Source organism: Lacinutrix sp. YIN62 (assembly GCF_057219185.1).
Map to the genome: position 1 here is coordinate 1 of NZ_JBXVVH010000035.1, position 13,291 is coordinate 13,291.

The following is a 13,291-nucleotide window of genomic DNA, read 5'->3' on the forward strand; positions in this document are numbered from 1 at the left end:
CAAAATTACGCATCATGCAACGGGATCTAGTGAATACAACAATACATTTGAAGCCATATCTTCTGGCGTAACACTATTACCAGAACCTGAAGTAACCTTACCTATTGCACAGTCCCAAATAGCAACGGTACTAAGTAACGACGATCCGAAACAAAAAGGACGGGTTCAAGTACAATTTCAATGGCAAACAGGCCCTATGAAAACCTCTTGGTTACGTGTAATGACTCCCGATGCAGGACGTAGCGACAACCACACGCAAAATCGTGGACATGTATTTATACCTGAAATAGGGGACCAAGTAATGGTTGGCTTTCGTTATAACGACCCCAACCGCCCTTTTGTAATGGGAAGCTTATTCAATGGAACTACAGGTGCAGGAGGAAAAGATAAAAATAATTACAAAAGTATTATTACTAAAAGCGGGCATATACTGGAGTTTAATGATACCGATCGTAGTGAAAGTATAACTATTACCGATAAAAACAATAACATTATTTTTATTGATACGGCAGCTTCAAGCATACGAATCAGTGCACCAGAGAATATCAGTATCAGTGCCAAAAACATAGATATTACTGCTAGTGAAAACCTAACTGCTAGTGCTGGTGAAAATATGGGAATCAACGCAGGAGATGATATTACGATGGGAGCGGGCAAAGATGCTAACATTACTGCAAGTGAAGACATGAATATTTTAGCTAAAAATATTACCGAGCAAGCCAGTGAGAATTTCGAGTCATTGGCTGTGAACTTAGATGAACATGCAGATATTATATCCAAGAACACCTCCAAAGAAGATATAGAGCTTAACAGCTCTGGTAATGTAAAAAGCAATACAGGTGATAAAGTAAATTTATTTTAATGGCAGGGAATATCTTAAAAACAGGCAAATTCATTACAAAAACAGCCGAAAAAATAACGCTGAATGCCAATAATGGCGACATTATATTTAATGCTGCTAAAAGTGTGAAATACTCTGCTAAGAAAGACATAATTTATGATAGCTATGTAACTCCGGAAACAGAACAGACAGAAGAGTTAAAAGTTACTAAGATAATTTGCTCTGATTGCGGAGAAAACAATGAAATTAAAATAGGAAAGACTTATACATTTAAAGCCGTACAATTCTCCAGAAAGCCTAAAAAGGATAAAGATGAATTAAAAAATATAAAATGGGCATATAAAATCGATGATGGTGAAATTATAGATTTTCCAAATGGAAGTACAAAGCATTCATATAATACAGCTACAAAAGATATTTCTATAGATAATACTTTATGGGCTAATAAAAAACTGACTGTTTATGCTTATATGCAAAAAGCGACAAATGATGTTAGTATTGAATGTAAGATTAAGACAGCTAAAAAAGTATATTTAACTTTTGATGATGGTATCCAAGCTGGCACGGAAGAAGTTCTTCAAATTTTAAAAGAAACAGGTATTAAAGCTACTTTTTTCCTAACAGGTATACATACTAAATTTTCTTATGAAAAGAATCATGATAGAACTTTAAAAATTTTGAAAAATATTTATGAAAATCATGAAATTGCAAATCACAGCTATTCTCATGCAAATTATTATTATACTTCTTATTATAGAAGTGGAGGAGTAAAAATATCTGAGGACTCACGAAGAACAGTATTAGATGATTTTTGTTTAAATGAAGATTTAATTACAAGTTATATTAAGCAAATAGACAGTTCATATTCTAAAAGTCATATGATGGCAAAAAACCAAAAAAAACCATTTGCAAGATTTCCAGGAACTAATACATGGTATTTGAATGAAGATATTAAAGATATAAAATCTACTAATAGAGGTAGAAAATTTGAATGGCCTAAAGAAGATTCTAAAGAAGAAGCTGATGAAATTTACAATAAAGGATATAAAATTGTCGGTTGGGATGTCGAATGGCATATGGATTTTAGATTAGCTTTAAAAACTCAGGAAAATATTAAAAATAATAATGCTGATTTTTCAAAAGAGCATGAAGTTCATCCTGATGATGTAGATCTGTATTCTAATAATTCCTATAATCTTGGTAAAAACAATATTCAATATATTCAAACTGATAGATTAAATGAAAGTTTAGAGAGTGTAAAAGAAAATATTTTAGATTTTGAAAATCATGCCTCATTACAACCTTTTGATGATCAATCAAAAAAAGAAAATAAAGTGATCTTATTAATGCATGAAAGAGCTTTTCGATATACTGAGTCTTACGATAAGAAAGGCCGTATAGAAATGGATAAATTAAAAAAATTAATTGAAGAACTAAAAGAAGAAGATTTTCAATTTGAAGTAATGAGTAATTATTGATATGAGGTATCCAGAATTAATATTTGTATTTATAAGTTTTATAGCAATAATATATCTTATTAGGATTTTTTTCAAATTTAAAAAACATAAAAACATAAAACAATTAATAAAAAGAATCAGTTTATCAGTATTATTAATTGTATCTAGTTTTATCTGGTTTGTCCCTATATATATAGGACAAATAGGAGAAGCCTCCGTTTGTAAATTTAGATTTAAAGTGTATACGTTTGAGTCTGATGATTATGGTGGTTATGGAACTTTTATTGATTTATTTTTTAAAGTTAAGCCTAATGAATATGGAACAATGTATTTTATTGATGAAGAAGGAGGGTGGAAAGAATATTTTGGTTTGAAGGCAATTAAAAATCAAACAAAAGAAAAAGCTCAAAAATTTTACGACAATAAAAACAGTAGGTATATTAATAAAACTATTAAAATCAGAAAAATCGAACTCAAACAAAAGTAAAATAAAAAGAATTTAATGAAAAAAAAGTATATAGTTTTACTACTTGCAATTTTAACAACAATAATTGAGTATTATTGGTTTTTACCTGATGGAGTATCTTGCTCTGACCCTATCGATGACAGTACTATATTATTCCTAATATTAATACTCTTTATATTAATACTGATTGTTTTATTAATAGCTTCTTTTTCACCTAAAAAATTGAATCTGAAAATTTCAATTCTTTTACTTTCTTCATGGCTACTCATTAATTATCAATTATTCAACGATAGAGTTTCATGTTGGTCAACTTATTTATTTAGCGAAGAAATAAATGAAGTATTCTTTTTATCTATTACTCCTATAACAATTTGCCTGGCAGTTTTTATTATCGGAAATATTTTTTTTTTAGAAAAGTTGAATATCAATCATAACAAAAAATGAAACAAGCTCCATACATACTTGCTAATCCCCCAAAGCAACACCCCATTTCGGATACAAAAAGTTATAATGTAACTATACAAACTATAATTAAGGGAATAGAAAAACCTGTAAACTCAACTATAAATTACACTTTAGAAATAACATATAGTAATCACTCATTTACTTTTACAAAATCAAATGTACTTATTGACAATACCCCTATACTTAGTAAAATAAACGAATTATATTTAAAAACAGCCGAACCACTAAATACTATTGAATTTAACTGTACAAAACAAGGCAATATCAAAAACCTGTATAAACACAACAAACTTATAAAACGCTGGGAACAAACTAAAAAACAAATATTACAAGAGTTTACAGGGAAACCCGTAACACAAGTTATAGAACAACTAGACAAAGTCTATAATAATAAACAACCATTAATAAAGATGCTAAATAACAATGCGGTACTACAAGTTTTTTACCATTCTTTTATTAGCGACTATCTCATATATTACGGACAAACCCATACAGCATTTACAAATACAGGGATTTTAAATAATACACCACTACCCTTTACTGGAATAAAAACATTAGGATTAAAAGACAAACAATTGTCTGTACACACAGATGCCAACCTAGATAAAGCAAAAATAGGGACGTCACAACTTGAAGTCTATTTTAAAAATAAAGTAGAAAATTTTGCTATTGAAAATTTAGAGATAAGCATACAAGAACACGCCCTTTTGGATTATGACAGTATATGGATAAACAAAAGTACAGCTACACAAACCATAAAAATAGGTAATTATAAAAAAGAAGTGGTACTAACATTACAACACGCATAATACTATGGAAGAAGATCCAATACTACATACCATCACAAGAAACTTAGAGCTTCAAATAGAAAACAGAAGTAATTTAGTTAGTAAATACCTTAATAAATATAATCAACACACCCCTGGAACTAAGTATAAGACATTTGATGATCGTATAAAAGAAGTAAACCCAGGAGTTACTTGGAGTAAGCTTACATTAGGGCAAGTTGTAAATATCCCAATGGATATTCCAAAAGAAGAAAAACAACAAGAAGACACAATTGAAACAACAACTACTACTCAAAAAATCAATAACAACACTACTTCAGAAAATACAAGTAGTACAGAAAAAGAAGAAACCACACAAGAATCCTCTGGAAAACCTAGTAAGACAGGTATATACCCTATATGCTATGGAGCAGAATGCATGTGTGATAAGAGTAATGAACAAAAGCCCAATGGCATCTTTGAAGTAAAGACTCAAAACACCGTTTATGTAAACGATAAAGATGGTGCAGACAAATTAGTTGCGACTACCAAAGACCTCCCTGTACCTTTCGAAACTAAAGTAAAAACTTTTGGCACATGTAAAATGCAGCCTATGGGAACAAATTTCAAGCCTTGTGTCCCAAATATAGTACAATGGGAAAAAAGTTATGACGCGATAAAGCTACCCAATCAAGGCACTGCTCTAATAGAAGAAAGCGAGGGTATTTGCAGTTTTGGTGGTAAGGTAACTTTTGTAACACACGGACAAACCCAAACCGTAACTCAAGTAGATGTAGAAGAAACCGCCCCAGAAATAGCTGCTGTCATAAACCAAGCACTTAGCGAAAATGTTGTAGAACAACTACAAACAGGTTCTTTTAATGATGCTGATGATGAAACAATAGGAGTCAAAGACATTATTACTACCGACAATCAAAGTGCTATAAAAAACACCTATACCTACCATAGCAAACATAATAGAATACAATTTAAAGCTAGTAAATTTACCAAAGCAAAAGTAACTGAAACACAAAAATCAGGTATTAACTGGGTTGTATACGAAAAAAAGAAAGACAACACCTATAAAGAACACTACACTTTTGTAGATAAAGGAGATCGCTTCGATTTCCCATATAGAACCGTAGGCATTTATGCTGTAGAAGCTTATGGTAAGAGTAAAACTTTTAATGTAAATTCAGGTAAAGGCGGTGCATACAATCTTGTACATATTAAATATCAAGAATTAGCCAATAGTTTAAAACTTACCGTGGCTGGTAAAGATCGCACAGTAGTGAAACGCATACGCCCTACCGAAACCGCCCTTATAAGTGCAGCAATGTTGTTCCCAAATGCGATACCTCTAAAATCAAAAAACATACATTGGGAAGTAACCTCCGGTGGTCAAGCTATAGCTTTTTCAAAAATAAAAAATACCACGCAAATAAGCATCCCACCACAAAACAATAGTAAAACCATAATAGTAACAGCAAGTTGCAACGGAGTCACAACAAACTCACTAAGCTTTAAAGTAGGTGCAAACTATGTAAAAGCCATAACAGGTGACAAGGACACTATATGTGTATACAATAAAGGTGAAAAAGAAAAAGAACGCCATTATTTAAATCTAGAAGTAACCCAATTTGCTATAAACCCACCTACCGAAGCTGAAAAAGCATTAGTAAAATGGACCTATTTTAAAAAAGGAAATAAACCTGATAAAACCAATAGTATAGATACAGGTGTAAAAATCACCCGTAAAGTAACCAAAGAAACCGAGCTTGTCTACGAAGCTTTTGTAAGCTCCCCCTCTGGCTCTGGAGCAACCACACATACTGTAAAAGCCATACAACCCAAAATAACAAAAGCTTATTGGGCCGATAAAAACGGTAATAGCATAAGTAAGAGCGGTTACGCACACCAAGTGTACATCCATATAGAAACGGAAGGCTTACAAGGAGAAAAACTCCAATTAAAAGTATGGGAGTCTCAAAAGGGCAACGACACCTATATAGAAAATGCAGGTACCGAGATTAACATAACACAAGCAAACGGCATAGTAAATCAAGCCTTTACCATACCCAAAGAGCATAAGGCTGGACGTATAGAAAATTATAAATATGAATTTTTCTTTACTATAGAAAAATTAGAATTTGCAGTACAAAATACTCAAAAAGATACTCAGGTAGATAACCAATATGTGTTAATACCAAAAGGCAAACCACATTATCTTGATGTAAACAGCTCTAAAAAAATAACCAGCCTAAAAATATACGAAGCAGATAACAAATTGCATACAGGTATTGTAAAATACGGAGATACGGTTACCATAAAAGTAGCTGCTCGCAATTATATAGATGAAACATTGGAGTTTAACATCTATGAAGATATTAACTGGTCAATAGACCCTAAATTTAGCGAAACCATAAAATTAAAAATCGATAATGAAGGCAATGGTCAGACTTCTTTTAGCATACCTAAAACATGGGAGGATGATCATAAAGGACTGCCTAAACAACCGCGTTATTTTTATTTGAGTTATAAAGGAGTAGAATTTCCTAGAGCCTATTATATAGCCAATCCTAATAAAACTGAAGAAGAAAATAAAAAAAATAGCAACCGAATAAGAGCACTAATGCTTAAAGTTGCAAAAACTCTAGAGCTAGATGAAATTACAGAAACCAACAACGCTGTAGTTCTTGGTGAGGAGTTGAACTTGGAACAGAATAAAAGCGAAGAAAAAGTATGCGAATGTGAAGCACGCTTAAGAGCTTTTATGAGGATGTTACGAGAGGGTGAAGGTACAGCAGGAGAAATAGGGTATACCAAACTATTCGGACATAATAATTTCACAGAACCTCCTTATAATAAGAATATGTCTGATCATCCACAGACAAAAATATATTGGTATACAAAAAAGAATGGTGAAAAAGTATATAGTTCTGCTGCTGGTGCTTATCAAGTTATGGGATATACCTGGAATGATACCAGTATGAAAATTCAACGAAAAATATATGGAATAAAAGATTTCACTCCATTAAGTCAAGATTTATTTTGTATCATTCTTTTTAAACATAAACGAAAAGGAATGTTAAAAATGATTATTGAGGGTAAGATACAAGAAGCTACTGAGAGATATGGTAGTTACGAATGGGCTAGTCTACCTCCAGGAAGATATGGACAGCCAAACAAGACAATGAAAGAAGCTTTGGTATTGTATGATAAATATTTAAAGGAAGAACTAGCCGAAAAGAGCGATTTGTATTTACACAAAGGCTTTTTAAAGAAGTTTGGAATTAAGTGTAAATGCGGAAGAAAAGTTAAAAAAGCAAAAGAAGGATATGATATAAATGCTGCGGTAAATTATATAATTGCTAATGCTGAGTCAAAATCAAAAGGCAAATGTGCTCTATATACCAGGAAAGCCATAAATGCTGGTGGGATCGAAGGTAGTTTTGGGCATGCTTATCAATACATACACGCGATGCCTAAAATAGGCTTCACAAATTTAGGGAAAATCACTAGTTTTGAAAAAGGAGATATCGTAGTTTTTGACAAAACAGGTGGGCGTAAGTGGGGACATATTGCAATGTGGACTGGAAATCAATGGGTTTCAGATTTTAAACAAATAAATATAATAGTTCATTCTGATTATAATGGTAAAGATTATCATGTTTTTAGATGGCAATAAATACAATTTTTATGAAAAGAATAATTTTATACACAATACTTTCTCTAATAATCAGTTGCAAACAACATTCTCAGAATCAGAATCAAGATAATAGTATTAATAACTTACAAGAGCATACCTATAGCAAACAAATAGAAATCATTAGAGAGTTTTACTTAACATTTTATGGTTCAGAATCAAATTCGACTAATTATAAATGGAGAAATAAATATGTTTCTAAACGTATATTAAAAAAAATAGATAGTTTAAGTACTGAAACTAATTTAATATTAGATTATGATCCTTTTATACAAGGACAAGATTATGATAGTGAATCTATAAAAGAATCAATCAAAATTATTCCATTAAAAGATAAAAATCAATTTAAGGTCAGTTTTATATTGTTTGGATTTCAAAATGAAAAAAGAACAGAAATAGATTTGCTATTAGAAAAGTCAGGAGATTCGTTTTTAATTTCAGCTATATTAAATGATGATTTATTCAACTTTCAAAATAAATATGAAAACATTTTATTAGAGAATTTTTCAGTATTAAAAAATATAAATGGAACTTGGAGAATATATTGTGATGAAGGAAGTGGAAGTTTAAACATAAATAATGAAAATATTTTTATAGAGGTTAATTCAAATCAGATATATATCAATGCTTTAGCAAAAAAACAGAACGACTCTATATATAATTTATATTTAAACTCTCCTAAAGATTTAGGTGCAGGTGGTATGCGTTTAAATTGGGATAGTTTTTCAAAAGATAGTTTAATAGCTAAATTTAATTATGATGAAAAATCTAATTATTTAATATTTAATTGGCTTGGATTTTATGATATTTCAATTAAAAAAAGGGTATGGAAAGAAAATTCTGATTTTCAAATAATGACAGAGAAAATCAGAAATATTAAATTAATTAAATGTAAATAGTATACATCATTCCTTAGAGCTTACTATATAGCCAATCCTAATAAAACTGAAGAAGAAAATAAAAAAAATAGCAACCGAATAAGAGCACTAATGCTTAAAGTTGCAAAAACTCTAGAGCTAGATGAAATTACAGAAACCAACAACGCTGTAGTTCTTGGTGAGGAGTTAAACTTGGAACAGAATAAAAGCGAAGAAAAAGTATGCGAATGTGAAGCACGCTTAAGAGCTTTTATGAGGATGATAAGAATAGGTGAAGGAACTTCTGATGAAGGTGGTTATAAACGTATTGTTGGAGGTAGTTCTTTTTCAGATCACGGAAAAGATACGAGTAACCATCCAAAAATTTATATAAGTAAATATAATTCAACCGCCGCAGGCGCATATCAAATTACAAAAACGAATTGGAATGATTTGCCTTTTGTAAACTGGCGAAAGACTCAAAAACTTAATGATTTTTCTAAAAGAAGTCAAGACTTATATTGTGCATATCTTATAATTATAAAGAAAAGGAGCCTTCAATTTAATTAAAGATGGAAAAATTGAAGATGCAATTTATAAATGTAGAAAAGAATGGGCTAGTTTACCTAATTCTGGTTATGGACAACGAGAAGAGTCTTTGAAAAAAATCGTTGATGAATATAAAAAATATTTAGAGGAAGAGTTAAACAAAAAAACAACACTACATATTGAGAAGGGCTTTTTAAAAAAAGTTTTTGGTAAAGGTTGTTGTAGAGAAAAATTAGAAGATATAGAAAGTATAGAAACGTGTAAACATTGTGAGGGGCACATGAGCCTTTCAAATGAGAATAAATGGCAAACACAATTCGATAATAAATATGGTTCTAAGAAACAACAGAATGTAGCTTGTTGGAAAGCATGTAAAGATATTTTAAGTAATTATGGATTGTCTGGAGGAGGATTAGATTATTCTAAAAACAATAAAGGAGATGCTTTATATCAAATAGGTATAGAAGAAAATGAGCAAATAAAATTTAATTCATCAATTGCAAAACAAGGAATTGATTATATAAATAAAGAACTTAAAAACAAAAGACCTGTTTTGGTAGGGGTTGATCATACTTATAAATATAGAGGTGGTTTTAATAATGATGAATCAACAGATCATTTTGTAGTAATAATAGGTAGAGGTTGTGACCAAGGGAAACAATATTATCAATTTTATGAAGTAGGAACTAAATCTAAAAGCAAAGGAATGAGTAGTGAAAATAGGTTATTTATAAAGAAAAACCACATATTACAAGGGACTACTGCGTATAAACCGAAAAGAAAATATACTGTATTACAAATAAGAGAAAACAAATGACAATGCGATTTATTTATTTAATTATTTATTTATTTATTTATTTATTTATAATTCTTGTAGTTCTTCAATAATAGAGCTTCCAAAAAAACTAAAGAATAAAACTTTTATATCTATTTTCAATAAAGAAAATAAGTTTTACTATCCTTGTGGAGAAGAAACTTATTTTACGAAAATAGTTACTAAAGACAATGACTTATCGATAGATTTAATGGAGAAAGAGTATTTATTCATAGAAAAAATAGAAATAATTGATGAAGGTTACAAAATGTATTTTACAGAAAAAAACTTTTATTATAAAATAACGACTATAAATGAAGAGATATTAAAATGGGAGTATGTTAATAATAATAATGTAATCGAGGATGATTTTACATATTACGTAATTGATGCTAACAAGCTCAAAAACCTTCCTAAACCTACTTGTATAGATTGTTTTGGAGAAGAAGATTGCAAAACATTAACCAGTAAAGAAATAAAAATGCTTAACGCAACATGGAAATCTGATTGCACAAAAGATTTTCAAGGGATAACAGGGCTAAGTCCAATTTCTGAATTTTATGTTAACTTTATATTTTCAGATAATGAAAGAGCAAGAATTACAGCTAAAGTAACTAAAGATTTAAAACAAGAAAAACTATACAATTTAAAATACGATATGCTAACAGGGCTTACTCGAGGTAATACAAATTTAAGTTGGTACAATTTTTCAAAAGATAGTATTATAGCGAATATTCATTTGAAAAATAATAATGAATTGGAATTTACTTGGAAAGGATTTTACAATATAAAAACAAAAAAACGAGAGTCAAAAAGTTATGTATTTACTAGTAATTACACCAAACCCTTAATTTTAAAGAAATGTAATAATTGAAATAACTAAAAATTTATATAACCAGTAATTATGATTAAAGTCTTCAAAAAAATATTTACTTATTTATTTATTAGTTTATTTATATATTCCTGTACTAGTCAAGAAAAACGAGAAGGTGTATGGTATCTAAGTAAATCAAAACAATTTGCACTTAATCCTAAAAATGAAGTAGCTCCAATAATAGGAGTTAACAAAGAATTTATAATAATACGAAATGATAGTGTTTTTTATTCTGTAATGGATACTATTTCTCCTACTTGTTTAGCAAAAGGTAATTTAATAAAAGAGACTTTAGATTATAATATCAGTGATAGTGATGAAGATAGAAAAAAGATAAAAATGTTTTTACAGGATGAATTAGGTATAGAAATTGAGAAGTTTAAAGGTTTTTATAATTTAGATTGCCCTCCACCATTAAATAAATTATTCGATTTTGGAGATAAATTTTTAATTCGAGAATATGGTGTTTATTACCATATTTTTGAAAAAAAATCATTTTTAAACCCACCTCCTAAAGTAACGGTTAAAAATATAAATTACAAGAATATATATAATCGATGTGAGTTAATAGATTTGCCGTACAACTACTCTTTTGATAATATTATGGAAATGAAAAACTTCAGAAAGATTGAGAATTCAAAAGTTGATTTTTTAAAATATTTATCAAATTTTGAATATGCTAAATTACCATCATTTCAAGAAATAAAGCTATTACTTATTTCTGGCTATCATGATTCAGGACAATCTGAATTATATTTAATTACATTAGATAGTAACTTTGTTCTGAAAGATAAACTATTATTATATTCAAATGAAGAAATTGAAGAAAACAATGCAATAGGATCAATCTCTACTACATTTTCAATTTCTAAGAACTATAAAATAGAGAGGAAAAAAGAAAAGATATTCAATAATAAAAAACTAATAGAACGAATTATATATTCAATAACAAAAGAAGGAGAAATCGTAAAAGTAAAATAAATACTTGGTTTTTAAATAGTAAGTATATCTTATTTTATAGTGAATATTTAACAAATTATATTAAAAAAGGAACAGTTATTTTTATAATTGTTCCTTTTAGATTTTTTATAAGCAAATTAAAATATCCCTAATGCTTAAAGTTGTAAAAACTCTAGAACTAGATGAAACTACTGAAAATAAAAACGTTGTAGTTCTTGGTGAGGAGTTGAAATTTGAGAAAAAAGAGGGAGACAAGTGTTCAAAATGCGAAGAAGAAATAACATTAAAGCATATAGAAGATATTTTTGGTGTATTAAGTAAACACAAAACTTTTAGAGAAGAAATAATAGCAAATATCAATAAATATGTGAAACAGAGAAAGAACGAAGGAAAACCGTTACACTTAAATACTTGTTTAAGAAAAGCTCATTTTTTTGCTCAAGTAGGAGCTGAAACATTAGGCATACATCCCGATTGGATGGTAGAAACTGATGTACACCCTTATGCAGTTAAAAATATCAAACAAAGTTTGTTTGATAATAGAGCTGTAAATTTAAAAGCTTCAGGAAACTTAGAAACATATAGTAAAGAGAGGCCTCAAAAAAAATTACTTAACTATTTATACGCTAAAGAAAATGGTTTTGGAAATGGGAATGGAAATGAAGCGAGCGGAGATGGGTATAAATTTAGAGGCCGTGGTTTAAAACAATTAACAGGAAGAGGAAATTACAAAAAAGCAGCAATATTTTTAAAAAATATATTTCCAAAAGAATATATTGATTTAGAAATGAACCCTGATAAAGTAAAAGAGGCTAAATATGCTGTTTTAAGTGCTATAGCTTATTGGGAAAAGAATGCTGTTTGGCAAACTGCAGATCAAGTAAAAGAACTAACAGATCAGAATGTTAAACGAGTACGTAGAAAAATAAATGGTGGTACTGCAGGCTGGAAAGATGTTAAACGATTTTTAGAAAAAGGAATTGACGTTTTTAAAGTTAATGAATGTACACCTGTTTCTATAGATAATACTGTTACGAATGAATTTGGGTTAGTTCAAGTTACAAAATTAGGTAATCCATATATTATTAATAGTGGGATAGAAGACAGTTACTCATATACAAAAAAGGATGGAACTAAATCAAAGAGAGCTAAATATGGTGATGATTGGATGTTACCTGAAAAAGCAAAAGCATTTTCTGATGCTGTATACAAATTAGTTAAAGAATATCCTAAACAAAAAATATATTTAGGAGATTGTAGCGCATATAATCCATCTAAAAATTTAGGGCATAGCTCAACAGGAGCGCATTCTAATGGAAATGCTTTTGATTGTCAATTTCTTAAAACAGACGGCTTAGGTTCTAATAATATATATAATCTTACTGAAGCGGAAAAAAAATTAAATGGAAGATTTATAAAGCTTCTCAAAGAAGGCAGTATCTCATAAACTGTGTAAGTTTAAAAATCTCGGGGTTTAATTCACCCTCGAGATTTTTTTATTTATTAACTTTAACACATTTATGAAACCAGAAGAT

At 29.5% G+C, this 13,291-nt stretch carries 12 protein-coding genes; all 12 read left to right on the forward strand.

Annotated features, from left to right (window positions below; all coding sequences use genetic code 11):
• On the forward strand, positions 1–862 hold an 862-nt coding region (locus AC2D8I_RS15385), incomplete at its 5' end, for a phage baseplate assembly protein V (RefSeq protein ID WP_484706949.1).
• Positions 862–2,319 (forward strand): polysaccharide deacetylase family protein, encoded by a 1,458-nt coding sequence (locus AC2D8I_RS15390; protein ID WP_484706950.1) that lies wholly within the window; start codon positions 862–864, stop codon positions 2,317–2,319. The genes AC2D8I_RS15385 and AC2D8I_RS15390, both read left to right, overlap by 1 nt.
• Before the next feature lies 1 nt (position 2,320).
• Complete coding sequence (locus AC2D8I_RS15395) at positions 2,321–2,785, forward strand: hypothetical protein (RefSeq protein WP_484706952.1); 465 nt, start codon at positions 2,321–2,323, stop codon at positions 2,783–2,785.
• A gap of 15 nt (positions 2,786–2,800) precedes the next feature.
• Positions 2,801–3,208, forward strand: a complete 408-nt coding sequence (locus AC2D8I_RS15400) for a hypothetical protein (protein ID WP_484706954.1) — start codon at positions 2,801–2,803, stop codon at positions 3,206–3,208.
• Positions 3,205–4,038 carry a hypothetical protein gene (locus tag AC2D8I_RS15405; protein WP_484706955.1) on the forward strand — a complete coding sequence of 278 codons (834 nt, stop codon included), beginning with the start codon at positions 3,205–3,207 and terminating at the stop codon, positions 4,036–4,038. The genes AC2D8I_RS15400 and AC2D8I_RS15405 overlap by 4 nt, the downstream gene beginning before the upstream one ends.
• Before the next feature lie 4 nt (positions 4,039–4,042).
• Positions 4,043–7,684 carry a PAAR-like protein gene (locus AC2D8I_RS15410; RefSeq protein WP_484706956.1) on the forward strand — a complete coding sequence of 1,214 codons (3,642 nt, stop codon included), beginning with the start codon at positions 4,043–4,045 and terminating at the stop codon, positions 7,682–7,684.
• An 11-nt stretch (positions 7,685–7,695) separates the two neighbouring features.
• A complete protein-coding gene (locus AC2D8I_RS15415) occupies positions 7,696–8,601 on the forward strand; it encodes a DUF3828 domain-containing protein (RefSeq protein WP_484706957.1) in 906 nt (301 codons plus the stop codon).
• 90 nt (positions 8,602–8,691) lie between these two features.
• On the forward strand, positions 8,692–9,129 hold the full coding sequence (locus AC2D8I_RS15420) for a lysozyme family protein (protein ID WP_484706958.1): 438 nt from the start codon (positions 8,692–8,694) through the stop codon (positions 9,127–9,129).
• Positions 9,130–9,217: 88 nt separating this feature from the next.
• A complete protein-coding gene (locus AC2D8I_RS15425) occupies positions 9,218–9,925 on the forward strand; it encodes a hypothetical protein (RefSeq protein WP_484706959.1) in 708 nt (235 codons plus the stop codon).
• Positions 9,926–10,133: 208 nt separating this feature from the next.
• Positions 10,134–10,796 (forward strand): hypothetical protein, encoded by a 663-nt coding sequence (locus tag AC2D8I_RS15430; protein ID WP_484706960.1) that lies wholly within the window; start codon positions 10,134–10,136, stop codon positions 10,794–10,796.
• 30 nt (positions 10,797–10,826) lie between these two features.
• Positions 10,827–11,777, forward strand: coding sequence for a hypothetical protein (locus AC2D8I_RS15435; RefSeq protein WP_484706961.1), 951 nt, complete (start codon positions 10,827–10,829; stop codon positions 11,775–11,777).
• 130 nt (positions 11,778–11,907) lie between these two features.
• Positions 11,908–13,203: a glycoside hydrolase family 19 protein gene (locus AC2D8I_RS15440; RefSeq protein ID WP_484706962.1), complete on the forward strand. Its 1,296-nt coding sequence runs from the start codon at positions 11,908–11,910 to the stop codon at positions 13,201–13,203.
• Positions 13,204–13,291: the final 88 nt, after the last annotated feature.

Excerpts from the sequence above, each read along its gene's own strand:
- AC2D8I_RS15405 (WP_484706955.1), top strand. The coding sequence starts at position 3,205 with ATGAAACAAGCTCCATACATACTTGCTAATCCCCCAAAGCAACACCCC.
- AC2D8I_RS15390 (WP_484706950.1), top strand. The coding sequence starts at position 862 with ATGGCAGGGAATATCTTAAAAACAGGCAAATTCATTACAAAAACAGCC.
- AC2D8I_RS15430 (WP_484706960.1), top strand. The coding sequence starts at position 10,134 with ATGGAGAAAGAGTATTTATTCATAGAAAAAATAGAAATAATTGATGAA.
- AC2D8I_RS15440 (WP_484706962.1), top strand. The coding sequence starts at position 11,908 with ATGCTTAAAGTTGTAAAAACTCTAGAACTAGATGAAACTACTGAAAAT.
- AC2D8I_RS15420 (WP_484706958.1), top strand. The coding sequence starts at position 8,692 with ATGCTTAAAGTTGCAAAAACTCTAGAGCTAGATGAAATTACAGAAACC.
- AC2D8I_RS15415 (WP_484706957.1), top strand. The coding sequence starts at position 7,696 with ATGAAAAGAATAATTTTATACACAATACTTTCTCTAATAATCAGTTGC.
- AC2D8I_RS15400 (WP_484706954.1), top strand. The coding sequence starts at position 2,801 with ATGAAAAAAAAGTATATAGTTTTACTACTTGCAATTTTAACAACAATA.
- AC2D8I_RS15410 (WP_484706956.1), top strand. The coding sequence starts at position 4,043 with ATGGAAGAAGATCCAATACTACATACCATCACAAGAAACTTAGAGCTT.
- AC2D8I_RS15395 (WP_484706952.1), top strand. The coding sequence starts at position 2,321 with ATGAGGTATCCAGAATTAATATTTGTATTTATAAGTTTTATAGCAATA.
- AC2D8I_RS15435 (WP_484706961.1), top strand. The coding sequence starts at position 10,827 with ATGATTAAAGTCTTCAAAAAAATATTTACTTATTTATTTATTAGTTTA.